At 52.8% G+C, this 24,744-nt stretch carries 25 protein-coding genes and 5 tRNA genes; 18 read left to right on the top strand and 12 right to left on the bottom strand.

Annotated elements, in window-relative coordinates; all coding sequences use genetic code 11:
• Positions 1–7 precede the first annotated feature (7 nt).
• Positions 8–148 (bottom strand): cortex morphogenetic protein CmpA, encoded by a 141-nt coding sequence (gene cmpA, locus SK3146_RS15710; RefSeq protein WP_249865903.1) that lies wholly within the window; start codon positions 146–148, stop codon positions 8–10.
• Positions 149–338: 190 nt separating this feature from the next.
• Positions 339–698 (bottom strand): hydrolase/acyltransferase, encoded by a 360-nt coding sequence (locus tag SK3146_RS15705; protein ID WP_249865902.1) that lies wholly within the window; start codon positions 696–698, stop codon positions 339–341.
• A gap of 104 nt (positions 699–802) precedes the next feature.
• On the opposite strand from SK3146_RS15705, the gene SK3146_RS15700 reads away from it, so the two are divergent.
• From SK3146_RS15700 to SK3146_RS15690, 3 genes are all read left to right on the top strand, one after another.
• Positions 803–1,276, top strand: a complete 474-nt coding sequence (locus SK3146_RS15700; protein WP_249865901.1) for a SprT family protein — start codon at positions 803–805, stop codon at positions 1,274–1,276.
• An 18-nt stretch (positions 1,277–1,294) separates the two neighbouring features.
• Positions 1,295–1,370 (top strand) — tRNA-Asn (locus tag SK3146_RS15695).
• 7 nt (positions 1,371–1,377) lie between these two features.
• Positions 1,378–1,466, top strand: a tRNA-Ser gene (locus SK3146_RS15690).
• 244 nt (positions 1,467–1,710) lie between these two features.
• Here SK3146_RS15690 and SK3146_RS15685 read toward each other — a convergent pair.
• Both SK3146_RS15685 and corA read right to left on the bottom strand, forming a co-directional pair.
• A complete protein-coding gene (locus tag SK3146_RS15685) occupies positions 1,711–2,337 on the bottom strand; it encodes a hypothetical protein (protein ID WP_249865900.1) in 627 nt (208 codons plus the stop codon).
• Between the two features lie 50 nt (positions 2,338–2,387).
• The gene (corA, locus tag SK3146_RS15680) at positions 2,388–3,320 is read right to left on the bottom strand and encodes a magnesium/cobalt transporter CorA (RefSeq protein WP_249865899.1); all 933 of its coding nucleotides are present in this window, start codon (positions 3,318–3,320) and stop codon (positions 2,388–2,390) included.
• A gap of 149 nt (positions 3,321–3,469) precedes the next feature.
• Here corA and SK3146_RS15675 point away from each other — a divergent pair.
• The 5 genes from SK3146_RS15675 (at position 3,470) to SK3146_RS15655 (ending at position 5,959) form a co-directional block, all read left to right on the top strand.
• Positions 3,470–3,544: transfer RNA gene (locus SK3146_RS15675), tRNA-Glu, on the top strand.
• Positions 3,545–3,593: 49 nt separating this feature from the next.
• A tRNA-Lys gene (locus tag SK3146_RS15670) sits at positions 3,594–3,666 on the top strand.
• Between the two features lie 29 nt (positions 3,667–3,695).
• A tRNA-Leu gene (locus SK3146_RS15665) sits at positions 3,696–3,778 on the top strand.
• A gap of 234 nt (positions 3,779–4,012) precedes the next feature.
• Positions 4,013–4,507 (top strand): VanZ family protein, encoded by a 495-nt coding sequence (locus tag SK3146_RS15660; protein ID WP_249865898.1) that lies wholly within the window; start codon positions 4,013–4,015, stop codon positions 4,505–4,507.
• A gap of 63 nt (positions 4,508–4,570) precedes the next feature.
• A complete protein-coding gene (locus SK3146_RS15655) occupies positions 4,571–5,959 on the top strand; it encodes an S-layer homology domain-containing protein (protein ID WP_249865897.1) in 1,389 nt (462 codons plus the stop codon).
• Positions 5,960–6,037: 78 nt separating this feature from the next.
• On the opposite strand, the gene SK3146_RS15650 is transcribed toward SK3146_RS15655, so the two are convergent.
• Entirely contained in the window at positions 6,038–6,463 is a 426-nt protein-coding gene (locus tag SK3146_RS15650; RefSeq protein WP_283942826.1) for a DUF2621 domain-containing protein, read from the bottom strand.
• A 126-nt stretch (positions 6,464–6,589) separates the two neighbouring features.
• On the opposite strand from SK3146_RS15650, the gene SK3146_RS15645 reads away from it, so the two are divergent.
• Both SK3146_RS15645 and purU read left to right on the top strand, forming a co-directional pair.
• The gene (locus tag SK3146_RS15645) at positions 6,590–7,714 is read left to right on the top strand and encodes a deoxyribonuclease IV (protein WP_249865896.1); all 1,125 of its coding nucleotides are present in this window, start codon (positions 6,590–6,592) and stop codon (positions 7,712–7,714) included.
• Between the two features lie 44 nt (positions 7,715–7,758).
• Entirely contained in the window at positions 7,759–8,652 is an 894-nt protein-coding gene (gene purU / locus SK3146_RS15640) for a formyltetrahydrofolate deformylase (protein WP_249865895.1), read from the top strand.
• Positions 8,653–8,818: 166 nt separating this feature from the next.
• On the opposite strand, the gene SK3146_RS15635 is transcribed toward purU, so the two are convergent.
• Positions 8,819–9,901, bottom strand: a complete 1,083-nt coding sequence (locus SK3146_RS15635; protein WP_249865894.1) for a GGDEF domain-containing protein — start codon at positions 9,899–9,901, stop codon at positions 8,819–8,821.
• 321 nt (positions 9,902–10,222) lie between these two features.
• Here SK3146_RS15635 and tkt point away from each other — a divergent pair, with 321 nt between their 5' ends.
• Positions 10,223–12,232, top strand: coding sequence for a transketolase (tkt, locus tag SK3146_RS15630; protein WP_249865893.1), 2,010 nt, complete (start codon positions 10,223–10,225; stop codon positions 12,230–12,232).
• A gap of 64 nt (positions 12,233–12,296) precedes the next feature.
• Positions 12,297–12,614, top strand: coding sequence for a pyrimidine/purine nucleoside phosphorylase (locus SK3146_RS15625; RefSeq protein WP_249865892.1), 318 nt, complete (start codon positions 12,297–12,299; stop codon positions 12,612–12,614).
• Between the two features lie 186 nt (positions 12,615–12,800).
• Here SK3146_RS15625 and SK3146_RS15615 read toward each other — a convergent pair whose 3' ends face one another.
• The gene (locus tag SK3146_RS15615) at positions 12,801–14,051 is read right to left on the bottom strand and encodes an NAD(P)-binding domain-containing protein (RefSeq protein ID WP_349655209.1); all 1,251 of its coding nucleotides are present in this window, start codon (positions 14,049–14,051) and stop codon (positions 12,801–12,803) included.
• A 122-nt stretch (positions 14,052–14,173) separates the two neighbouring features.
• On the opposite strand from SK3146_RS15615, the gene SK3146_RS15610 reads away from it, so the two are divergent.
• The 3 genes from SK3146_RS15610 to SK3146_RS15600 all read left to right on the top strand — a co-directional run bounded on the left by SK3146_RS15610 (position 14,174) and on the right by SK3146_RS15600 (position 17,218).
• Positions 14,174–15,529: a glucose-6-phosphate isomerase gene (locus SK3146_RS15610; RefSeq protein ID WP_249865891.1), complete on the top strand. Its 1,356-nt coding sequence runs from the start codon at positions 14,174–14,176 to the stop codon at positions 15,527–15,529.
• A gap of 76 nt (positions 15,530–15,605) precedes the next feature.
• Positions 15,606–16,250, top strand: coding sequence for a YigZ family protein (locus SK3146_RS15605; protein ID WP_249865890.1), 645 nt, complete (start codon positions 15,606–15,608; stop codon positions 16,248–16,250).
• Between the two features lie 353 nt (positions 16,251–16,603).
• Positions 16,604–17,218 (top strand): TetR/AcrR family transcriptional regulator, encoded by a 615-nt coding sequence (locus tag SK3146_RS15600; RefSeq protein ID WP_249865889.1) that lies wholly within the window; start codon positions 16,604–16,606, stop codon positions 17,216–17,218.
• Here SK3146_RS15600 and SK3146_RS15595 read toward each other — a convergent pair.
• Complete coding sequence (locus tag SK3146_RS15595) at positions 17,199–17,600, bottom strand: secondary thiamine-phosphate synthase enzyme YjbQ (protein WP_249865888.1); 402 nt, start codon at positions 17,598–17,600, stop codon at positions 17,199–17,201. The genes SK3146_RS15600 and SK3146_RS15595 overlap by 20 nt on opposite strands.
• A 138-nt stretch (positions 17,601–17,738) precedes the next feature.
• Between SK3146_RS15595 and SK3146_RS15590 the strand changes: the two genes are divergently transcribed.
• Together SK3146_RS15590 and SK3146_RS15585 are read left to right on the top strand one after the other, a co-directional pair.
• On the top strand, positions 17,739–17,960 hold the full coding sequence (locus SK3146_RS15590) for a DUF1128 domain-containing protein (RefSeq protein ID WP_249865887.1): 222 nt from the start codon (positions 17,739–17,741) through the stop codon (positions 17,958–17,960).
• Positions 17,961–18,099: 139 nt separating this feature from the next.
• A complete protein-coding gene (locus SK3146_RS15585) occupies positions 18,100–18,402 on the top strand; it encodes a hypothetical protein (protein ID WP_249865886.1) in 303 nt (100 codons plus the stop codon).
• A gap of 298 nt (positions 18,403–18,700) precedes the next feature.
• Here SK3146_RS15585 and SK3146_RS15580 read toward each other — a convergent pair whose 3' ends face one another.
• From SK3146_RS15580 to SK3146_RS15570, 3 genes are read right to left on the bottom strand one after another with little or no spacing between them, the layout of a single operon-like run.
• Positions 18,701–20,452: a CotH kinase family protein gene (locus SK3146_RS15580; RefSeq protein ID WP_249865885.1), complete on the bottom strand. Its 1,752-nt coding sequence runs from the start codon at positions 20,450–20,452 to the stop codon at positions 18,701–18,703.
• 15 nt (positions 20,453–20,467) lie between these two features.
• Complete coding sequence (locus tag SK3146_RS15575) at positions 20,468–21,175, bottom strand: DUF4956 domain-containing protein (protein WP_249865884.1); 708 nt, start codon at positions 21,173–21,175, stop codon at positions 20,468–20,470.
• 1 nt (position 21,176) lies between these two features.
• Entirely contained in the window at positions 21,177–21,890 is a 714-nt protein-coding gene (locus SK3146_RS15570) for a polyphosphate polymerase domain-containing protein (protein WP_249865883.1), read from the bottom strand.
• A 215-nt stretch (positions 21,891–22,105) separates the two neighbouring features.
• Between SK3146_RS15570 and SK3146_RS15565 the strand changes: the two genes are divergently transcribed.
• Positions 22,106–23,383: a purple acid phosphatase family protein gene (locus SK3146_RS15565; protein ID WP_249865882.1), complete on the top strand. Its 1,278-nt coding sequence runs from the start codon at positions 22,106–22,108 to the stop codon at positions 23,381–23,383.
• 36 nt (positions 23,384–23,419) lie between these two features.
• Here SK3146_RS15565 and SK3146_RS15560 read toward each other — a convergent pair whose 3' ends face one another.
• Positions 23,420–24,628 (bottom strand): YecA family protein, encoded by a 1,209-nt coding sequence (locus SK3146_RS15560; RefSeq protein ID WP_249865881.1) that lies wholly within the window; start codon positions 24,626–24,628, stop codon positions 23,420–23,422.
• Positions 24,629–24,744: the final 116 nt, after the last annotated feature.

Genomic DNA, 24,744 nt, shown 5'->3' with positions numbered 1-24,744 from the left:
GGTCATGTTAAAGCTGCGACGACGAGGATTCCTCCGTATCGGTTCTGCGCGTACGGTAGAAAAACCAGCAATCGTTGAGCAACCGGATTTGTCTGCGGTTTTTATTATGGAACGCTCGCATTAGTTGATTGCAAAGCCATTGTGGCAAACCGATCAGCCCCTTCCCTCCTGCCATTATGCTGTTAAACCTGCCGTGCCTGCGAAGCGGGGTTGATCCAGGGAGCCGCTCTTCAGCGGAGCTTCATGTTCTAACAAACCCTGGGACGCTGCTCCTTGAAAGGCTACATCAAAGGTCTCATAATACAGCATATGGCTGGGTGGGCGAATGGGTGCAGGTCCTAGTTAGACAGTTCTTCCTCTTCCTCGTACCACTGCTCCAGCTGCGCCTGCAGAGCGCGGATTTCCGTAAGCAGCGAAACGAGCGGATAAGCTTTCTCGTTAATGGCGGAGAAGGCCTGCTCCAACTGATTGATGTACTCTAGTCCGTGATGGAGCTTGTACTGCGGATGGACGATTTCCAGGTTATCGCATTCGGCGATCACCTTGGGAAGAGACGGCACGTTGGAGGCGGTCAGCTTGTCCAGTTCTTTGTGCAGACGTTGATTAAGGGCGGTCAATTGATAGAGATGGGTTGCAGGCAGCTCGACAAATTCAATGTGCTCGCCGAGCTGCAGTACGCCGTATTTCATTTTGGACATGTCATGTTACTCCTCTCATCCGTTCCTGTATACTTGACAGTTTAGCCTATGATGCGGTTACAATTCAAGTAACAAAAACGAAAGATTCGAAGGGAAGAGAAGCCGTGGATGACCGTCAGCTGCAGCATTGGGTGGAACAAATATCGATAACCTCGTTCGGGCGTCCGTTTTTGCACAAGGCTCGTTTCAACCGCAGATTAACCTCGACGGGAGGGCGTTATTTTACGAAGACGCATGATATCGAAATCAGCTGGCATCAACTGGAGCAGTTCGGCGCAGAGGATGTCGAGAAAATTATTAAGCACGAGCTGTGCCATTATCATCTGCATCTCATGAACCGGGGGTACCAGCATCGCGACGCCGATTTCAAAACGCTGCTGAAGCAGGTCGGAGGCACGCGGTTTTGCCGGTCGCTGCCGACGGTCAAGCGCAAAGAGCCTTACCGGTACAAGCTGATATGTACGAACTGCCGGATGGAATATTTGCGTAAAAGAAAGCTCGACCCGAACAAATATGCATGCGGCAAATGCCGTGGGAAGCTGAAACTGTATACTCTTGACATTCAAAAACATTCATGATAAATTAAAAATTGTTATTCCCTGATAGCTCAGTTGGTAGAGCACTCGACTGTTAATCGAGTTGTCACAGGTTCGAGTCCTGTTCGGGGAGCCACTACTTTGGAGAGATACCCAAGTGGCTATAAGGGGACCCTCTGCTAAGGGGTTAGACTGCGTAAGTGGTGCGAGGGTTCGAATCCCTCTCTCTCCGTAGACGAAGAAACCGCCGTAAGGCGGTTTTTTGCTGTTCCCGGAAACCGCTCGCGGCCGCTTCCGGCGGCGCCTGCTACTGGATAGGCCTGCAGGCTGCTTAGAAGCCCGGTGAAAAAGCGACGAATCAAGCGAGAGCCATCTGGAGAAGCGAAGCGTTCGCCTTTGTTCCCGGATTTCACCCGTTTCACGGGAGCGATCGGAGGATGCTTTCGCATGCGCAGCGGGCGTTTTCCACCATGCCTCTAATCCTGAAGATCTTTTTTATAGTACAAATAAACGAGAATGGCTAGCGCTCCGAGGATCACCATCAATAAAATCAGCAAATACTCCTGATAATTTAGCAGCCAGTACACCGAGCTGGAAATAGCCAGGATGCCAATCGTATTGATCACGGTTTTGGCCAGTTGGCCTCCGCTGCTTTTACGGCTCATATATAGGTCGAGCGGCGGCTTCATCAGGAACGAAAACCCGTAATGAAACCGGTACAGCAGGTAGGCAATGCCGAAGGAGCATAATTCACAGGAAACCTGGATGATGAAGATTCCCGTTCCCGCGGGCTGCTGCGCTTCCTCGGCCGAGACAATGCCCGCCGCCAGCAGCGAGAAATAGACGATAAATTGAATCACGTTAAAGGCCAGGCAGCCGACGGCCGTCACATCGACAGCGTGAAACAGGCTGACCTTGATCAAATACCGCAGCAAAACGACATACAAAATAAACTGAACGGCCAAGTCGTAGCTGGGAATATCCCACACCATCCGAATCAGATAGGACGCCACCGATAACGTCACGGCGATGAGAGAAAGCTTGGCTCCGAACTCCCAGAACGGCCACCGGAACGTTTTGAACATCAGGGCCAGAATAGCCATAACGTCCAGGTAACCGAACAGAAGGTAAAGAAATGTTTGCATAAATTCACCTAGATCCATTTTTTCCACTTAAAAATAAGCCACATGACGACGCTCACGGCAATTAACACGACCCAGACGTATGCATATCCGAAGCTCCAGTTCAGCTCGGGAATGTCTTTGAAATTCATGCCGTACAAGCCCACGACAAAGGTCAGCGGGAGAAAGATGGAACTGATAATCGTTAAAGTCTTCATGATCTCGTTCATCCGGTCCGACTTCATATTCATTTGGAGCTCGAGCAGACCGCTGAACGATTCTCTGAACGTATCCAGCGAATCGACAACCCGCGAGAGATGGTCGTAGACGTCGATGAAATAAACGTCCGTTTCAGCTCTCGTATACGGAAACGTGTGATGGGTAATCGATCCGATGATCGTTTTTTCCTCGGCGATAATGCGCCTCAGTTTATGAATGGCCCGTTTGTGCTGAAACACATCCTTGGACACGTGAAGATACGGATTATGGAATACGCGGCGCTCGAGCTGATCGACCAGATCCTCGATATGGTCGGTCACATCCGTATATCCGTCGACGCAATGGTCCAGCAGACGGTGCAGCATAAGTCCGGGATGCTCCGTTCGTTCCGTTACGGCCAGCAGTTCCCGCCGCAGATCGTCTATGAAGCCGAGCGGCTGCTTGGTGATCGTAATGAGAAAATTGGCGCCGATCACGATGCCTATTTCCACGTGCGTCAGCTTTTTGTCCACAACGGCAAAAAAGGTGAGGAAAATATGATCCTTGTAACGGTCCATCTTGGGCCTCTGGTTGAGCTTGGTGCAGTCCTCCACGACCAGGGGATGACAGCCGAACAGGTCGCCGACAACCTGCTGCACCTCGGATGGAGTCGGGCGGAGCAGATGAATCCAGACGATCTCCTGAGCGGAAGGCAGCCGAATTTCTTGCTCCGTCACTTGATTGGTTTCGAGATTTCGTACGATCATTGGGACGGTTCACCTCATTGGTCACAATATACCATAGTTTCATCAAAGGGAACGCTAAAATTTTTTTGAAAAAAGGGCTTGTCAATCGAAAAGCATTCGGCTATAATAACACTTGTCGTCAAAAAGGACGACGGAAAATTGTACGGCAAGGCCCGTTGGTCAAGGGGTTAAGACACCTCCCTTTCACGGAGGTAACAGGGGTTCGAATCCCCTACGGGTCACCATTTATGTGTTTCGGGACCGAATGGCTCATCGGAATTCATGCTCTGATAAGAGCCATTAGCTCAGTTGGTAGAGCACCTGACTTTTAATCAGGGTGTCGAAGGTTCGAGTCCTTCATGGCTCATGTTTTTTTCCCTCATTATATATTAGCTTGCGGTTGTGGTGGAATGGCAGACACGCCATCTTGAGGGGGTGGTGGGCTTACGCCCGTGGAGGTTCGAGTCCTCTCAACCGCATTTATCCAACGAACCTACAATCCCTTGGACACAAGGGATTTTTTTGTTGTTTGAACTGATGGAAGGAAAAGTGACCGGAAAGCCGATAAGGAGTCGGAACATCGTCAGCGGTCGCTATAAAAGGATGGACGAAGGGTCTCCGTTCCGAGTTGCATAATCAAAAAAATCCGGGCGGCGGCAGCCGGAGAACGGCGTCCGTCTTGTTAATATGCCCCATGGAGGCGGTTTGTTACGATGCGGCGAAAAAAATGGAAGTTTCTGTTGTGGCTCGCGCTGACCTGCGCATGGCTCGTGCTTATCTTTGTAAAATCGGCTCAAACCTATTCGGAGCAGGATATCCGGCCGCTGCTGGCGGAGTGGCTTCCTTACGACCTGCTGATGAAATGGCTGCCGCATATCGAATTTTATTACGATCACGGATTGGTAACATCGACCCAGCCGTACGATTTTATCGAGTTTTTCATTCGCAAGGGCGGACATGTGACGGAGTATTTGGTGCTGTGCTTCTTAAGCGTCATGACGCTGCTCGCTAAGCCCGCAGGCAGAGTGACGGCGGTCCTCGCCGGTACGGTATTCTCGGTGCTGTACGCCGCCTCGGACGAATGGCATCAATCGTTTGTCGCCGGACGTACCGGTCATGCCATCGACGTAGGGGTCGACGCGATCGGCGCCGTGCTGATGGCGCTTATTTTTACAGCGGTCTTCCTCATTGCGGGCAGGAAAAAATAAGGAATGAATTAACAAATCGTCCGGCGGAATCCGATATAATATAGTGGATGGGAGGGGATGCCGGTGAAGAATAAAACACGACGCATCAAGGGCGTATGGCTGATGTGGCTGGTTATGATAGGGCTTGCATTGCCCGCGCTGCCGGCCCGGGCCGACGCAGAATTCAGCGATGTCGATCCGCAAAAAAACAGCTGGGCGGTCGGTTCCATTTACTTGATGGCGCAAAAGCAAGTGCTGACCGGATATCCGGACGGAACGTTCCGCCCGAATCAAACGATCAGCAAAGCCGAATGGACTGCAATGATCTATCGTTTGTTCGACAAATACCGACCTAACTTATATGCGACGGGGCTGCAAAAAATCGACGGCTTCGCCGACGTGTCGCCGGAGCATTGGGCCTATAAGCCGATATCGGAAATATACAGCCACTCGTTCAATTGGGGCGTGTACGGCCTGTCCAATATGGGGCAGCTGACGTTCCGTCCGGATATGCAGCTCACGCGGCTGCAGCTGGCCGACATGCTGTATTCGTTTTTCGATACGCGGCTGATCGACCGGCGGATGAGTCCGAACGATATCTGTTCGGTGGTGTCGGACTTCAAAGATATTCCGTATACAATGTACGGCAATAAAAATCAATATGAGGACGCCGCCAAAACGGACGGCCGTTACGACGCGGCGGGCTCCGCAGCGACGTTGGCGGGGGAAGTGCTGCCGGTCTTGTTTCTGGGCACGGGCAAAAGCGACTGCTCCTTCGGCACGGATGCTTTCTCCAACGCGCAGGCGAGCAGCCTCGCCAGCCTTCAGGCATCGGGCATTATGACGGCGAACGAGCTCGGTTATTTCCGGCCTTTGGACAAGGTGACACGCGCGGAGGCGGTGACGATTTTAAACCGTATCTACAATTATTTGAGCAAAAATTACTGGCTCGGAGATTATACGACGATTCAGCTGGATCAAACGGGGGCCGGCAGCTCCGGAGGTTCAGCGGGGAGCGGCGGCGGCGGTTCCGGATCTTCGGGCGTTTACAATCCCGATACGTCCTCCTACTATCCGGACTGGCAGGATACGGGAGGCGATATATCCGGCAGCTGGTCCAACGATTCGATCGTTAATGTGACGGATTATTTCGATGATAAAGGAGTTTTAACGAAAAATCTGCAGAACGGGGAAATCGAAGCGGCGGTGCTGCCCAAGGAGAACCGGTACTTAACCGTCGATCTGCAATCGCAGGACAAGGTCGATCTGTATTTGATTCTGGACGGGAAGATCGCTTTCTTAAAGCAGGAGGAGCTGCCCAAGACGATAGAACTGGACGGGATCAAGCTGGTAGGCTTCCGCACGCTGCAGCGCAATCCGAATCCGATGAGAGTCGGAGGGACGACGGCGACGCTTACGGTTAAGCTTAGCGTCGACAAGCCGGACACCTCCAAACCGGGGAAGAAAAAATAAACGCATGACAAAGGGCTTCCGGCGATCGGATATCGCGGAAGCCCTGTATGTTTTGGCCGATGCCGTTCGGAAAGCCGATTATTGGAGCAAATGCTTGAACGCGCTGTAGTCGATCTGCTTTTTGTCCAAATACGAAATCAGGCTTTTATAATCTCTTTTGGGTGTGGCCAAAATATATCCTTCGATGCAGTGCTGCTCGGTAATGCTGTCGGCCTTGCTCTCCAGCGCGACTTGACCGATCTTGGCCGCTATGGAATGACGGGCGATATCGCGGAACGGCGCAGGCACGGGATCGACCAGCACGTCGAGAAACGCCTTGGCCTCGTCGGTCCATAGATGACGGGAGGATTCGACATAATAGTTTTGCCAATCGAGCTTGCTTTTGCCGTCCGCCATGGGCAGCACCTTGAAAAATTTGCGGAACATAAAGTAGCCGCCGATCGACATGAAGGAAATGAGCACAAACACCCAAAACAAGATAAACCACATAAACCAGGAATTCATGATTATTGTCACCTCATCCTTATTATACCTTACTTTGGAGAGTTCCAAAAGCAAAAGTCACCTTGTGGACAAGGGGGAATCCTAGTAGAATAGAGAGAGTGCGAAAAAAAGGAGATGAGGAATACGATGGTCAAAATCGGTTCTCACGTATCGTTTTCGGATAAAGGGCTGTTGAACGCTGCGGAAGAAGCAGTATCTTACGGGTCTTCTACATTTATGATATACACGGGGGCGCCGCAAAATACGCGCCGCAAGCCGATAGAATCGCAATTCATCGAGGAAGGCAGAGCGTTGATGGAGCAGCACGGCATTGGCGAAATCATCGTTCATGCTCCGTACATTATAAATCTCGGTTCCTATAAAGACGACACGTATGAGTTAGCCGTCCGCTTTTTGCAAGAAGAGATTCGCCGCACCGACTATTTGGGCGTGAAGCAGATCGTGCTTCATCCGGGCGCTTATACGGAAAAGGACGCCGAGTATGGCTTGGCAAGAATTTCCCAAGGACTTAACGAAGTATTGTCCGGCGTGAAGGACACGAACGTGAATATCGCTTTGGAGACGATGGCGGGCAAAGGCACGGAGATGGGACGCAGCTTCGAAGAGCTGGCGGCGATTATCGATAAGGTGGAGGATAACGGGCGTTTATCCGTCTGCTTCGATACCTGTCACGTTCATGACGCCGGGTATGATATTATCAATGATCTGGACGGCGTGCTGGAGCATTTCGATAACATCGTCGGCTTGGACCGGATCGCCGTCGTTCACTTGAACGACAGCAAAAATCCGAAGGGAGCGAGCAAAGACCGCCATGCCCCGGTAGGCGCAGGATGGATCGGCTTCGAAGCGATGAATAATGTCGTGCATCACGAGAAGCTGGCGCATCTTCCGCTCATATTGGAAACTCCATGGATCGGCAAGGAGGACAAGCTGCAGCGTCCGATGTACGAGGCGGAGATCGCCCTGCTCAGCGGAACGGTAGAGCAGCGATTCGGCTCCAACTTCATGGAGGACGTCGAGCGACTGGCGCATTTCTTCGGCAAGCAGGACGTCAACCACCGCGATTATGTGCTGCAAACGTGGGAGATGCTGAAGAGCGATGCCAAGAAGCGCAAAGAAGACGGCCGCGAGCCGATGGAACGGCTGTACGATATGGTCGCGGAGCACCGGGTATTCACGGAGCTGTCCGAAGAGCAAATTAACCACCGTTTGACGGCCTGGCTGGCAGGCCAAAAAGTGTTCCAACTGTAGTCCAGCGGCAATGATTTTGAATCGATGAAGGAGTAGTTAGCGTTATGACACCGAACGTAATGCCTAAAAACCAGCGGGACAATTTGAAAAACCGTGCAAGAATGCTTGTTTCTTGTCCGGATCAGCCGGGCATCGTCGCCGCGGTTTCCCGTTTTCTATACGAGCATGGAGCCAATATCGTCCAATCCGACCAATATACGATGGACCCGGAAGGCGGCTTGTTCTTTATACGTATTGAGTTCGACCTCGAAAATCTGGACGATCGCCGCGAGCAGTTGAAGGCGGATTTCTCCGTCGTGGCCGAGCAGTTCCAAATGAAATGGAGCATCAACCGGGCGAGCCGCAAGAAGCGTCTGGCGATTTTCGTCTCGAAGGAAGACCATGCTCTGCTGGAGCTGCTGTGGCAGTGGCAGGCGGGAGATCTTGAAGCGGACATCGCGATGGTGATCAGCAATCACAACGATATGCGAGCTTTGGTCGAATCGTTCGACATTCCGTACCATCTTATTCCGGTAACGGCGGAGACGAAGGCGGAAGCGGAGCGCCGGCAGCTTGAGCTTGTGCTCGGGAAGGTCGACGCGGTCGTATTGGCCCGTTATATGCAGATTATTACGCCGAAATTTATCGAGCATTTCCCGAACCGGATCATCAATATTCACCACTCGTTCCTTCCGGCGTTCGTCGGCGGCAAGCCTTACGCTCAGGCGTATAACCGCGGCGTGAAAATCATCGGCGCCACCGCGCACTACGTTACGGAAGAGCTGGACGGCGGACCGATTATCGAGCAGGACGTGCAGCGAGTCAGCCACCGCGACAATGTCGACGATCTGAAGCGGATCGGCCGCCATATCGAACGTACGGTGCTGGCGCGCGCCGTGGCGTGGCATGTGGAAGACCGCGTCATCGTGCACGGCAACAAAACGGTCGTATTTAGCTAATCCGACATGTAGAAAATAAGAAACGGATTCGTACGGAAGCCGGGCGGACAAGCCCGCGTACGGGTCCGTTTTTTTATATGCGGCGGAACCCGGGCGGGCATGCCGAAACAGACCGAATTCCTGAAGGGCTAAGGATTCCGGTCTTAGGCAGGTTCAGATGCAAGGGTTAGACTCCCTTGGGGTCGTTGCCGCGTCGGCTTTGCACGACGGTCTTGTTTTTGCCGGTTCGTTTGGCCGAATAGAGCGAAGCGTCGGCTCCTTTGAACAGCGCTTCTTTGCCTTCGCCTCTCACATACTCGTGCAGGCCGATGCTGATCGTGACGGCTTGCGAATCGAGCTCGGGATGGATCGTAACCGACAGCTTTTGGCGGATTTGTTCGGTGATGCGGAGCGCTTGCTCGATCGTTTTTTCCGTAAAAATAACGGCGAACTCCTCCCCTCCGTAGCGGACGACAAAATCGTTCGGGGTCACCGTTTCTTTGATGATGTTCGCTACCCGCTGGAGGACGATGTCGCCTACCCAGTGGCCGTAGGTGTCGTTAATTTTTTTGAAGTTGTCGATGTCCAAAATGGCCAGCTGTAGAGCCAGGTGATTGCGCTCGTGCTGCTCGACGAGTTTTTCCAAATATTCGTGAAACGTCTTGTGATTGTATAAATCCGTAAGGGCGTCCATCTTGGAGAGCTTGTCCATGATGACGTTTTTGACCAGCAGCTCCTGCTTCGCTTCGGTGGCGATTCGCAGATTGTTGAGCAGCTCGATGCCGCTGACGGATATATTGAGCGAGATGATCGTCGTACCGACGTACAGAAACAGCGTGCCGATCACATGAATCGGCTGCATCGACGCGCGAAGCTCGGGAGTGACCGCATACATGACGGCAAAGCAGACCAAGGTAAGTGAAAAAGCGGCCAGAATGCGTTTCTTGTTGAACGAAAGAACGGAGGTTAGGATGGGAAAGATGTATATTGCAGGTACGATGCCGATGGTCGGATTGACGTAGATAATGGATGAGGCGTAGAGGATGCCCGTAATAATCATCAGGTCGTCGCTTTGAACTTTGCGATAGCGGTACAGCATCTCCGTTATCCCCGTTATCGCGGCCAAGCCTACGGCTTGCAGAAGCAGAGTGCCGAGCAGTCCGGCTTCCCCCGGCTTGCCTTCCATTTGATGAATGCAATATTCCAGTGCAACGGTAAGGACAATCGTGATCCAGTATAGATTCAGCATTTTCCGATACGTTTGACGCATGTTGGCCAGCTCTAACAACAGATGATTCATAATCGGCTCTTACCACTCCAAATGAACAGGATTCGGTGATCGACAAATACTACATATTCGCCAAAACGCGGGAAATTCCTTCGAGGCTGCTTGTCATTTCCAAACGTTTTTTTTAATCTTCCGTTAGGTTTAGGTTGGCAAACTGAAACGGACAATGGTAAAATGGTGCAAGTGAGTTTATGTGCCAATGGTTATGCACACGTTAACAACGCCGTTTATTCCCGCATTTTATAGGCTTTAGGCCGCGTGGGCGGGAGATGCAGCTTCACTAACATTATAGGAGGGTTTTTCATGACAGTATTGAATAAAGCGATCGAGCAATTGTCCATCGACACGATTCGCACTTTGTCCATTGATGCCATCGAGAAGGCGAAATCGGGTCATCCGGGTATGCCTATGGGCGCTGCGCCGATGGGTTACGAGCTGTTCGCCAAAACGATGAACCATAATCCGGATAATCCGACTTGGATTAACCGCGACCGCTTCGTGCTTTCCGCAGGCCACGGCTCGATGCTGCTGTACAGCCTGCTTCACTTGAGCGGATACGATCTTCCTATGGAGGAGCTCAAGCAATTCCGTATGTGGGGAAGCAAAACGCCGGGCCATCCGGAAGTGGGCCATACGGCCGGCGTAGACGCTACGACAGGTCCTCTGGGACAAGGCTTCGGTATGGGCGTCGGTATGGCTATGGCGGAAGCGCATTTGGCTTCCGTTTACAATAAAGATCAATTTAACGTTATCGACCACTATACGTACGTGATTTGCGGCGACGGCGACCTGATGGAGGGAATTTCCTCCGAGGCGGCATCGCTGGCGGGCCACATGAAGCTCGGCAAGCTGGTCGTATTGTACGATTCCAACGACATTTCCCTGGACGGCGAGCTCAACCTGTCCTTCTCCGAGTCGGCTGTTCGCCGGTTCGAAGGCTACGGCTGGCAAGTGCTGCGCGTTGAGGACGGCAACGATCTGAACGCGATCGAGAGCGCGATTGCCGAAGCGAAGAACGACGATCGTCCGACGCTGATCGAAGTGAAGACGATTATCGGCTTCGGCAGCCCGAACAAAGCGGGCAAAGGCGGACATGCCGGTCCTCACGGATCTCCGCTCGGCACGGACGAAGTGGCTTTGACCAAGAAAGCTTACGGCTGGCCTGAAGATCAGCATTTCTATGTGCCTGAAGAAGTGCGCGCTCACTTCGCTGCTGTGAAGCAAAAAGGCATCGAGGCTAACGCGGCTTGGCAGCAAATGTTCGCCGAGTATGCGAAGGCATATCCCGAGCTTGCGAAGCAGTTCGAAACGGCCGTTAACGGCGATTTGCCCGAAGGCTGGGATAAAGACATTCCGGAAGCGGCCCCTGCGGAAAAAGGAACCCGTACGGCATCCGGCATCGTGCTGAACGCCATTGCCAAAAACGTGCCTTCGCTCGTAGGCGGCTCGGCTGACCTCGAGTCCTCCACGATGACGCATATGAAGGATCTCGGCGTGATGACGGCCAAAGATTACAGCGGTCAAAACATCTATTTCGGCGTGCGCGAATTCGGTATGGGCGCTGCCGTCAACGGGATGCTGCTGCACGGCGGTCTGAAAGTATTCGGCGGCACGTTCTTCGTCTTCTCCGACTACTTGCGTCCGGCGATTCGTCTGGCTTCGATCATGGGCGTGCCTGCGATCTATGTCTTTACGCACGACAGCATCGGCGTCGGCGAAGACGGTCCTACGCATGAGCCGATCGAGCAATTGGCCGCCCTGCGAGTCATTCCGGGCGTAACGGTCATCCGTCCTGCGGACGGCGACGAAACGGCTGCGGCTTGGCGCTATGCGGCGGAGAACAAAAAAGGCCCTGTCGCCTTGATCTTCTCGCGTCAAGCGGCTCCTAAGCTGGAAGGCACAGAGCAGGCGAAAGCAAGCCTCGCGCGCGGCGCTTATGTTCTGTCCGATGCTCCAAGCGGCAAAGCGCAGGCGCAAATCATCGCGACTGGTACGGAAGTACAGCTGGCGGTTGCGGCGCAAAAGCAATTGGCGGAAGAAGGCGTGCAAGTTCGCGTCATCAGCATGCCTAGCTGGGAGCTGTTCGACAAACAATCGCAGGAGTACAAAGATTCCGTTATCCTCCCTGACGTTAAAGCGCGTCTTGCCGTGGAAATGGGTCATTCCTTCGGCTGGGAACGTTATGTCGGCGAACAAGGCAGCGTGCTCGGCATCGATCGCTTCGGCGCATCCGCTCCGGGTCCGGTTGTCATTAAAGAGTACGGCTTTACGGTAGAAAATGTAGTTGCCCGCGTGAAGCAGCTGCTGAAATAAATGATCTTAAGAAGGCCGGGCCGCTTGACGGTTCGGCCTCTATTCCAAAGGAGAACAGAGCGCGATGTCCCAATTCGAGCAAGTAACCGTATTGAAAAAAGCGAACTTTTATTTCGACGGCAAAGTAACCAGCCGCACCGTCATTTTCGCGGACGGCACCAAGAAAACGCTGGGCGTTATGCTTCCGGGAGAATATGAATTCGGAACGGATGCGAAGGAAATTATGGAAATCCAGGCTGGAGAGCTGGACGTGCTGCTTCCCGATTCCAGCGAGTGGATTCATATTAACGGCACAGGCGAATTTACCGTTCCCGCGAAATCGAAGTTCAAGCTGCAGGTGAAAACACCTACCGACTACTGCTGCTCCTACATTGCAGAGTAATCCGAGCCTGATACTTAGAAAACAGACGAAGAACGATGGAAAAATACCCTGCCGGGCAAGCACATTCATGCTTCTTGGCAGGGTATTTGACTTAAGTGACCGGCAGCTTTAGGTTACAGGGGCTACGGGACAACGACGAACGAAAGACGATGTCCCGCATGCTCCGTCGGCGTGTTTCACCGCCTTCTAGCCGGTTTGATCTTGTTGATGGCTGGCGATATAGTTCTCCAGCTGCAGACGGTCGTAGGGAGCCAGACCCGACAGCAGGCAGCCGTAACGGAACGAACCGCTGTTGTCGCTTTCGATCCGGATGACTCTGCCGGTAATCGGCGGCAGCTTAGCCTCCTGAGCGAAGTGAATGACGACGAACATATCTTCGGCAAGCGGGAATTCGGATATGAGCTGAAGTCCGTTCCCGGACAAATCGTACAGCGTGCCGGGGATCGTCTGGCCTGTGAAGGCGCCTTCCTGCTCCCATTGATGCACGGAGAGATGGATCGGAACGCGAAGCTGCAGACGGGCCGTCCTACGGCGCTCCTCGACGCTGGCGGATTTGCCGATGGGCATATGCATCCATTCCTCATAGCACTGCGCTACGGCGCACAGATCGGCTTCCCCCAGACCTTTGCCGAGTCCCATCTGGAATAGCCCGGCCGCCGCTTTGAGCATCGGAGAAGGCATTTGGAGCCGGTTCGTTACGTCGCCGGCGAGAAGCAAATCCTTCAACATCAGCTGCAGCGAGAATTGACTGCTGAAGTCGCGGTTGATCAGTTGGCCGCCTCTAAGCTCCGCCTGCTTGCTGTTCGCGCTGCCCGCCAGCACGATTTGCAGAAATTGCTCGGCGTCGAGTCCCGCTTTGGCGGCGATGGACAAGCCTTCGATCAAGCCCAGCGCATTAATGCCGACGATCGTATTGTTGGCGAGCTTGGCGTAAGAGCCCGAGCCGGAGGGGCCCATGTAGACGATTTTGCTGCCGAGAGCCTCGAAGATGTCGCGTTCGCGCTCCAGGGCAGCCTGTTCGCCGCCGACCATAAACACAAGTGTGCCGCTCTCCGCCGCAGGCTTGCTGCCTGTAACGGGAGCGTCGAGGAAATCGACGGCGCGGCCGAGCAGCTCGTGATGGATTCGTTTGCTGGTGTCCGGGGATACCGTGCTGCAATCGATGACGGTTTTCCCTGCGCGCAGCCCGTGAATGACGCCATACTCGCCGAGCACGGCCTCCAGGACGACGGCATCGTTACTCAGCATCGTCATGACGACGTCGGCTCCTTCGGCCGCCTCCATGGGGGTTGCTGCCGTCCGGGCGCCCAGCTTAACCAACTCGGCGGCTTTTTCCACGCTTCGATTATATAAAACGACATCGTATCCTTGGTTCAACAGATTGGCGGCCATAGGTTTGCCCATGGTCCCTAATCCGATAAATCCTACCTTTTTCATCCAATCACCTCTGTCTTATTGTAGCATTTTGCCAAAACGGTGTGAATGACGTACTTGCTTTTATGCTGTGAAGTAAAGTATTCTAGTTTCGTAAAGTTCAAATACCCTAAGGAGGATGAAAAATGAGCGCAAAATTATCGTTTGATTATAGTAAAGCACTATCTTTCATTCAACAGCACGAGGTTGACTATCTTGCCGAGCCGATTCGGCTTGCTCATGAGCAATTACATAATAAAACCGGCGCAGGTTCCGATTATTTGGGATGGATCGACCTGCCGGTCGATTACGATAAAGCCGAGTTCGAGCGCATCGGACAAGCGGCTAAGAAGATTCAGTCGGATTCCGACGCTTTGGTCGTTATCGGGATCGGCGGATCTTACCTGGGAGCGCGCGCAGCGATCGAGATGCTGTCCCATTCCTTCTACAATTTGCTGCCTAAGGGCAAGCGCAAGACGCCGGAAGTTTACTTCGTCGGCAATAACATCAGCTCGACGTATGTGACGCATTTGCTGCAGCTGCTGGAAGGCAAGGACATTTCCGTCAATGTGATCTCCAAATCGGGGACAACGACGGAGCCGGCGATCGCCTTCCGTATTTTCCGCGAGCTGCTGGAGAAAAAATACGGCAAGGAAGAAGCTCGCAAACGGATTTATGCGACGACCGACCAAGCCAGAGGCGCTCTGAAGAAGCTGGCGACAGAAGAAGGCTACGAGACCTTCGTCATTCCGGACGACGTAGGCGGCCGTTATTCCGTGCTTACGGCGGTAGGGCTGCTGCCGATCGCTACGGCCGGCATCGATATCGAAGCGATGATGCGCGGCGCTGCGGATGCCAGAGAGGCGTTCTCCAGCCCGAATCTGGCCGAAAATCCGAGCTACCAATATGCGGCTGTCCGCAACGCTCTGTACCGCAAAGGCAAAACGACGGAAATCCTCGTCAATTACGAGCCGTCTTTGCATTTCGTTTCGGAATGGTGGAAACAGCTGTTCGGAGAGAGCGAAGGCAAAGACAACAAAGGCATTTACCCGGCTTCCGTCGATTTCTCCACCGATCTTCACTCGATGGGCCAGTTCATTCAGGAAGGCAACCGCACTTTGTTCGAAACGGTCATTCAAGTGGCGGAGGTCGCCGAGCATATTACGATCGGCACGGATGCCGACGATTTGGACGGGCTGAACTTCTTGAGCGGCAAGACGATGGACTTCGTGAACAAGAAGGCGTTCGAAGGCACGATGCTCGCTCATACGGACGGCGGGGTGCCTAATCTGATCGTGACACTGCCGGATACAAGCGCTTATACGTTCGGGTATATGGTATATTTCTTTGAAAAAGCATGCGGCATCAGCGGTTACCTGCTGGGCGTAAATCCGTTCGACCAGCCGGGCGTCGAGGCTTACAAGAAAAACATGTTCGCTTTGCTCGGCAAGCCGGGCTACGAGAAAGAAAAAGCGGAGCTGGAAGCAAGACTGGAGAAATAAGCATGATCGAAAAAGCGGTTCACCCGCTAAGGGTGAACCGCTTTTTTTCCTAAATCGGACAGAAGGGAGGATGCTCATGCTGGCTCAATACAAGACGGTGAAGCAATTCGGCGTCGCGGAAATTGTGATCAAGAAATCGCGGTTTATCGGACACGCGCGGCCCGTAGCTACCGAAGAGGAAGCGGTTCAGTTTATCGAGAGCATCAAGAAGGAGCATTGGTCGGCTACCCACAATTGTTCCGCTTATATGATCGGGGAGCGGGACGAAATTCAGAAGCAATCCGATGACGGGGAACCGAGCGGTACGGCCGGCAAACCGATTCTGGAGGTTATCAAAAACCAGGGGCTTAAAAATGTAGCGGTTGTCGTCACCCGGTATTTCGGCGGCATTATGCTCGGGGCCGGGGGCTTGATCCGGGCTTATACGGACGGAGCCGTAGCCGGATTGGCGGCTGCGGAGCCGGTGTTCCAGGTGCTGCACCGGGAAGTGTTTATCGAGATCGATTACACCTGGCACGGCAAAGTGGAGAACGAACTGCGGGGCCGAGAGATGCTGATGGGAGAGACGATGTTCACCGATAAGGTGACGCTGACTTGTCTGCCGCTGGACGGAGAAGCGGAGCGGTTCATCGCCTGGATGACGGATATAACTCAGGGGCAGGCCGTCATCCTTCCCGGAGAGTCCCGGTATATCGAACATACGAAGCAGCCAAGCTTTTAGTAGAAGCGTGGTGAACAAGTGGCCGAATAGTCGATAGAAAGCGGGAACAGCGTAAGCGTTCGCCTTTGTCCGCGGATTTCAACCGTATCACGGGTTAACCATTCAAGAAATCCGGGGACAAGAGCGATCGGAAGATGCTTTCGCATGCGCATTCAGCGTTTTTCGCCATCCTTTTAAAAGGCATGGCTATTTTTTTGCGCTAATATATGTCGCCAGGGCGGTCTGACAAAATAAATCCATTGTCATATTATTCCAATAAGATTAAATTCATATTTTCTCTTGCTTTGCAGCAATAAAGTGATAAACTATTGAAGTAAGAAAGATATTTAAATAGGAAAGCGAGTTGAATCGCGTTGGCCAGAAAAGCAGTGGCGCAGGAGCTGAGCCGCGAACGGATACTGGAGGAAGCGAGGCAGCTTTTCGCCGAACACGGGTATCATGCTTTAACGATGCGCAGCATCGCCAAAGCGATGGGGTACAGTCACGGCGCGTTATACTATCATTTTAAAGAAAAAGCCGAACTTTTCTATGCGCTCGTCAACCAGGATTTCCATATGCTTCTACAACGACAGAAGGAGATGCTCACCCGTACACGTATGGGCGACATCGGCCAACTGGAGAAGCTGATGCTCGAATTTATCCGGTTCGGTCTGGAGAACCCTTATCATTATGAGATTATGTTTATGATCAACGACTCGGATTTGCAAATTTATGCAAGAACCGAGCAGGCGCAATGTCTTGAACTGTTCGCTACGGTCGTCCGGGCGGTTATCGCCAGACAGCCGGGCAATGAACACAAAATGTACAGCATTCCTTGGAGCTTGTTCATGTCCATGCACGGCTTTATTTCTTATAATATCCGCTATCGTCAATCTTATGAAGATGTGAAGAAGCTGGCCGACCAGCATGTCAAATACTTATGCCAAGCTCTGCAGCCGGCGCCTCAGCTTACCCACGCAACAGTTTGACCAGCACCGTGCGCCGGCGGGGACCGTCGAATTCGCAGAAGTAGATGCCCTGCCAGCGGCCCAGCACAAGCCGGCCGTTCTCAATGAACACCGTTTGCGAGGTGCCCACGGTCATAACCTTCAAATGCGCGGCTGTGTTTCCCTCGGCATGTCTGTACTTGGGATGCTCCCACGGATATACTTCATCTAATCGCATCAGCACGTCGCGTTTGACGTCGGGATCGGCGTTTTCATTAATGGCAATGCCTGCGGTAGTATGCGGACAATAAATGACCGCCATCCCTTCCTCGGTTTGTTGTTCCTTCACGAGCTCTCCTATCAGACCGGTTATATCGGTCATTTCGTCGCGCCGGTTCGTTTGCAATGTAAGTGTGTGAATCATGCAAGCGCCTCCTTTTCGATTAAGTATCTTTCATGCTGGTATTATACGACAGCGCGCGCGTCTCTACAAAACATGGTACAATGGGTTAGATCAGTATATGCTGCACTAGCCCGGGCAGTAGAAAGGATGAGAAAGCGAATGGATTTGACGGCGAATACGTTGGAGAATGCCGATTTTATGATTGAGGAAATAAAAAAGAAGCTTCGTATGGCTTCGGGAGCCGCATTGAAGGCAACGGCGATGAATGATGAGCAGTACGAGGATTTGAGAGATATTTATGAAATGGTGTCCGGCAAGGCTAATTTCAGCATCAGCGAGATTGAAGCCATTACGACGGAACTCGGGCGTCTGCGCAAGTAGAACGCGCAAGCGCAAGCCCCCGGGCCGCTATCCTATCTTTAAGAGAATAGGGGCATCCGAACAAGCAATCCTTCGTTCATCTCCGTACAATATTGCGTAATGCCAAAGGCATTAGGGAGATTGATGGAGGTGGACATACGTGCAAAAAGCGGTTCGCAAACAGGATGTTCAGAAGTTAATCGGCAAAACCGTTTATGCCCTTAAGAAAGACGGCACCCAAGTCAGCGGCAAGCTTGTCCGTATTAGCGGCAACAAGTTGATTCTGGCTCCGCAAAAGGGCAAGCAAGTAAAAACGTCGGCTTTGGCTCCGTTGGTGCTGTTCGACCTGCTTGCTATCGGAACGGCTCCATATGCAGGCTTATACGGCGGGTATCCATACGGCGGTTACGGCTATGGCGGTTTTGGCCCGTACGGCGGCGGCTTTTACGGCGGTTTCTGGTAAACGGGAAAGCGCCGCTTCTTTGCTGCGCTGAAATGGAGTAAAAAAAAAGCTTATCCAAAGCCTTGAGCGGCTAAGGATAAGCTTTTTTTGCTGTTTAGGAAATGATGCGCAGCAATATCCTGTGGATATCGGGGGTCTCCCCCGAAAGGAAAGTCTACCATAGAACGATCCCGGAGGAAGGGTTAGACGCCGATCCAGCCTAGGCTGGATGCGGACGGAATAAGCTTCAGAGCATCACGTCACTTTTGGGGGATTTGTTCCTGTTTATCGGCAAGTGGAGCGGGTGACCATTCGTTTCTCAGATGCGTTTGCGCTTATACAGCGTGACGAACAAGCAGGCCAGACCGAGCACGATGATCGAAACGCCTGTAGCGACAGCCTCGCTCGTATTGCCTTGCGTAGCGGCGCTGTTCGGCCCTTGGCCGGGTCCTTGACCTCCTGGCGGTCCGCCGAAGCCTCCGCCTCCTTGACCGCCGCCCGGTCCGCCTTGACGGTTTTGCCAGCCTTGGCCGTTGCCCTGCCCCTGCTGCTGATTGCCCTGAGCGTTGCCTTGGGCTTGAGGGCTCTCTTGATTGCCCTGAGCATTGCCTTGGGCTTGGGGGCCCTGCTGGCCTCCCTGGGCGTTGTCCGGCCCGTTGAAGGCCATGGCCGCAACGGTATTGCCTTTGCCGCCTTCGGCCGGGAAGCCCGCGCCTTCCGGCATCTGACCGTTCATACCGCCTTGGCCGCCCGGTCCTCCGCCCCCGAAGCCTCCGCCGCTGCCGTTGCCGTCGTTCGAAGAGGCGATCGTTCCGGCAAGCTGCTGCGATATATTGTCCACTTGACTCGTATTGGTTGAAATCAATTGCTCAACACCGCTCTCGTACTGTTCATAAGTGTAGAAGGAGCTTGGGTCCTGCTTGACGTAGGCGGAGATCATCGCATCGACCTGCTGAACTCTCGCTTTGAACGTATCCGGGGCGAGATAGCCTTGTACGGCCTTTTGGATGATATCGTGATACATCTGCTTATACTCGTCGACACCGAGCAGTTTGGCGATCAGCGGCCGTTCGGCCACCGCTCCCTGCGTCGGTTCGTCGATCAGAAGAGAGGATCTGCCTAATCCGCCGAAGGCCATATTATAGTCCCAAGGCAGCACGGAGAAGATGCCGTTGTTTTCGTACAAATAATAATTTTGTTTATTCCCGCCCAAGTAGCTGTCCGTATTCACCGTCACGACATTGAGCGCAATATATTTCAAAGCTTCCTCGACATTGAGCACTTTGGCGTAATCGGTGCCGTTATTCAGCTCGTCGAGCATATCGATCAGCACTTTTTTATTCGAAGACTTGGACTTCTGTACGAGACCGGAGTAGGAAGAGAGGCTGTCGTCGATCCACTTCAGATCGCTGCCGTTGCCGTTTTCCCCTTTGTACAGCGCTCCGTACGAATTGCCGAAATTGCGTTCGAGATAAGCGTCGCCGATTTGCTCTACGGCCAAATAAAATCCCCACAGCTTGCCGTTCACATACACATTGACAAATGAATATTTAGGCGTAGGCAGGCCCATTTCCTCGGCGAGCTCATAGGTCAGAAACTCCCTCATATACGACGCGTCGCTGTAATTGTTGTTCAGGTTAATTTTGCTGATGCCGCGGAGCGTTTGGCTGGACACATATTCATCGAAAGAGAGCTTGAAGCTGTAGCGGTCGGAATCGTCCATATTGACTACGCTTCTTAAGGTAAGATTGCCTTTGGTCCGTATGCCGACATTATCGAAATGCTCGCCGTTATAATCGACGGAAGCCGTCTTCATTTCTTCCGCGGACGCATTATCCAGCATATTTTGGAAGTCGTCCTCGTTGATTGTTATTTTGACATCGACGACCTTGTCCTTGGGAAAAACTTCGCTGTCCAGAGCAGCCGTCTGCGCCGAAGCGCTGGAGGAGCCGGCCTTGCTGGCCGAGCTCCCGGAAGTTTGGGCGACGATTGAGCCGGAGATCCCGGCGGTCAGCAAAGCTGCGCACAGGCAGGCTATAAGGGGCCATCTCGATTTCGGTTTCAATTTCATCTTCGCCACCACCTGTTACTGGGATACGTAATCGCCGCTATAGCTGATCAGCACGGCATTGCGCACGCCGTCCAATGCTTTAATTTCGTTGACGAATCGCGGCTCGTTCTCGTTCAGTCGGACTTCGACCGTCATTTCGATGTTGTCGCTCGTAATCGTTTTTTGCTTCACATTAAACCGTTTGACCAAGCTGCCAAGCTTCTCGTGGATCGCCTTCTCCGATTCATCGGAATCGCAGTTGACGACAAGAAGATACGGCGTTTCGAAAGAAGCTTGCTTGATGAAAATAAACAGTACCAAACCGACGACGACGGACCCGATAACGGCCAAGGAGTAAAATCCGGCTCCCGTTACGATGCCGGCTACGGCCGCCCAGAACAGGAAGATCAAATCGGTAGGGTCTTTAATCGGAGTCCGGAAACGGACGATACTGAGCGCGCCGACCATCCCGAGCGATAACACGAGATTGGAATTAATGGCGATAATGACGAGCGCGGTAATGAGCGTCATCCCGATTAAGGAAACGTTGAAGCTTTTGGAGTACAGCACCCCGCTGAACACGCGCTTATACAGCGTATAGATGAACAATCCGATCAAAAAGGCGATGGCCAGGGTGAGCAAAATTTTGGCTGTGCTGATATCGGACGTAAAATTGCTGAGCACCGATTTTTTAATAATGTCGGAAAACGTAGTAGCGGTTGCATTTGCAGTGGATTGATCCATATTATTGATCCTCCCAGGAGTTGGATTTTAAAAATTTACGGCAGATGACGTATTTGGAATTGGACTGCCGGATCAAGCCTTCATTTTGGATCGCGGTGCGAATGTACTCGGGCAAATATTCGTCATACTTGACCTCGAATACGATGATCGGCTGATCGAAGGCGTTGACCGTCGCGAGCTCGGGATTAAACAGATCGACGGAATGAAGCCCCGTCTTGAGCTGCTTGTCGAAGGTGAGTCTGACATTGCCCGACTCGGCGACGTACGCTTCCCGTACATAATCGACGATCACTTTGGGACGCAGCAGCTTCTGTTTCATTTCCCGGTACACTTCGTGCAGGAGAGGCTTCTCCGGAATGTTCAGCGGCTCGTAACGGCCCGCCACAATCGCATCGGCCATTTCCCGGGTCAGAGGCTCCTTCAGCTTGGAGATGTAATCGTTGAATTTGATCTTCTTCTCCATGTGAATGATTTTGTCGGAAAAATTGTAAATCCGTATCCGGTATTTCTCGCGGTCCCGGACGCCGCCTAGCTTCTCGTGGAGCGCTTTGTTGTCGATATCGTCGAAATACAAGCTGCGAATATGGTATTCGCCGGTTTCACCGCTATGTTTGTCCTGCTTCAGCAGATGTCTGAACCGCAGCCGCAGCACATTGTATTGGTGATAATTAACGTAATATTTCAACTCATGTCTGAATTTTAAATTCGGTATCATAGGGAGCACCTCGCTTTCTTGTTGCTTGATCGATCTTTACAATTACTTTACAATACGTACCTAAACGTTCCCTTAGCGGACACTGAATGAGCGCTGAAAGTTTGCAAGCGCCGTAAGCGGACGAGCCGCCCGCTGAATTTTGACTTTTACAAGCCGAATGGCTAAGCTGGTTAACAACGGAAAAGGGCAGGATGGAGGGCAAGGAGGTACGAGATATGCCGGATAAAAAAAGCTGCCTGCTGTGGGGGCTGCTGATCGTATGCGTAGCCGTGTTCGGAGGGTTGGAGCTGTGGAAAGCGAGAGGAGGAAGCCAGGGAGCGGCGGCCGGTTCTCCGCTGGAGCCGAAAGCGATCGTCACAACGTTCAAAACCGATGCGGCAACGAGCCGCGCGATCACTTGGCAAACCAAGGACAGTCAGGCTGCGTCCGTCGTCCAATGGGTGAAGGGCGGCAAGGCCGATGTTACTTTTGAGGGCAAAGATGTTACTGCGGTTAAAGGCACGACGGACACGGTCCGAAACGGGAGCGGAGAGAAGCAAGGCGTGCACAAAGCGAATATCACCGGACTCGAACCGGATACGGAATATACGTATCGCGTGGGCAGCGGAGAATCGGGAGGCTGGAGCGACCCGGCTGTGTTCCGGACGGCGCCGGCCGATGCCGATGAAGTGACATTCCTCGATGTGGCCGACTCACAGGGAGAGACGGAGGAAGATTTCGCCGTTTGGGGACAGACGCTGGACAAAGCGTTCGAATTATTTGGCGATGCCCGTTTTATCGTCCATAACGGGGATTTGACGGAGCAGCCCGAGGATGCGGGGGCATGGGATGCCTTCTTCGGCAAGGCGCAAGCATGGCTTGGCCGTATCCCGTTGATGCCGGTAACGGGCAATCATGATGAAATCGATAAGAATGCGGATGCGTTCGTGCAGCATTTTAACGTGCCGGACAACGGCGCCGAAGGCTCGATTCCAGGCACGACGTATTCGTTCGATTACGGGCCTGTTCATATCGCCGTCATGAACACGGAGTCGAATGTGAAGGCGCAGGCCGAATGGCTGCGCGCCGATTTGCGGGGTACTAACAAGGAATGGCTTATCGTCGCTTTGCACCGCGGTCCTTACGGCGGCAATCAGGATGAAGCGATTGTGAAGCGCTGGGTGCCTGTTTTTGACGAATTCGGGGTCGATCTCGTGCTGCAGGGACATAATCATGAATATTCCCGTTCTTACCCATTGAAGGGCGACGCCATTGTTCAGCCGGGCGAAGGGACGGTCTATGTCGTGCCGAATACGGCCGGGCCCAAATTGAATAAGAAAAAGGAGGACCGCTTCTATCATCAGGTTCATTTTCAGAATGAAAGGCAAATGTTCGCCGGCATCCGCATTCAAGGCGATACGCTGACGTACCGAGCCTATGATATCGACGGCAGGAAGCTGGATGAGTTCGAATTGAAGCATTCGGGGGATAAAAGGCGAAAACCCGCCGAATGACGGGTTTTCGAGCCGAGAGGATAAATAAGCATGCGGCTAGCTTCCGCAGCATTTTTTGTATTTTTTGCCGCTGCCGCACGGACAAGGATCGTTGCGGCCGACTTTTTTGCGGGTTGCGAAGCTGATCACATCCGCTTTGCCGGCCGGGCCGCTCGCTGCGGGAACTCTCTGCTGGGCGGACAGCTCCGTCGGATAATACCCTTTAAGCGCCCATTGTCTCGTGTGATTGTGCAGTCTGACGATATGGTCCATAATCGCTTTGACCATTTCCAGGTCCTTTATTTCCAGCTGGTGCTGCAAAAAGTTAAACAGCTGGTTCGGCGTTTGGCCGATCCGGATTGCATAGACGCATTCGTCGATCAAGTGCGCGGCTTCCTCCCGCGACATCGAGTAACAGCGGTCGATTAGTTCTACGAACGCTTGATAGCTGGGATTGGCATCGACAAAGTTGGGCTCACCTGCGGCGATCAGCTCGTCTTTGGTGAACGGACGGAAGGGCACCTCGCTGCGAAGAGCATGCTCTTCCTTCACCTTGGCCGGATCGAAGACGCGAATATTGGAGAAGCCCTCGGCTCCTTGCTTAATTTCTTCATAAAATGAGATCGAATCGAAAATAACGTCCAAATATTCCTTCAGCCGCGGCAACTCTCCGGTATGCTCCTCAAGCAGCTTCTCCAAGCTGCCGAGATCCAGCGTACCGTAGTAAAACAGCAGACCCTGAGTCAGCTTGATCCATTCCGTATTTCTGCGGCTGGCCTCCCGGTAAGAGGAAAGCTCGAGCGCGCGATACGCCTCCAGCACTTCCTGCGGCATGACCAGCGTCTTTTCTCCGTTCCAGGTTCCCGTGAAAATAAGACCCCGTTCCTTGAAATATTGAAGCTGTTTCGTTCCAAGCGGCAGGTAAGCGCGGCCATCATTGGCGGCAAGATACTGCATCACTTGATGACGCGTCTCGTCCCATGCGGCAAGCGGATTTGGCAGCAGAGCCGGAATCTGCTCGGACAGCTTGTCGCACAAATCCTGTTTCTTCAGCGAGCTGGCGCCTTTAATGTCCAGATTGACCCGAATGGCGGTAAGATCCGCCTTGGTCAGCGTCGCCAGATGGTCGGCCAAACGAAGCGGAACCTCAATGGGGCTCCAGCGCTTTTCTTCTTCCTTGGCTTCCGCGATTTCCTGTGTTTCTTTCAATTTTCCCAAAGCATTCAACAGCATTTTCTGATCTTTTGCGCTCAGATGCTTGTCCAAAATTTTCTCATCCTTTCTGAGCAGGTAAAAGCCCCATCCTCATAGGAGTGACGGGTTACATCATCATGAAAGTTAGTATATCCCAATGTCTTGCAAAAATGAGCCAACGGCTCCGC

Origin of the sequence: Paenibacillus konkukensis (assembly GCF_023523925.1) — a bacterium.
In the GTDB taxonomy this organism is placed as follows: Bacteria; Bacillota; Bacilli; order Paenibacillales; family NBRC-103111; genus Paenibacillus_S; species Paenibacillus_S doosanensis.
Note: the sequence above shows the minus strand (reverse complement) of the source record. Positions and strands in the feature narration are given on the sequence as shown.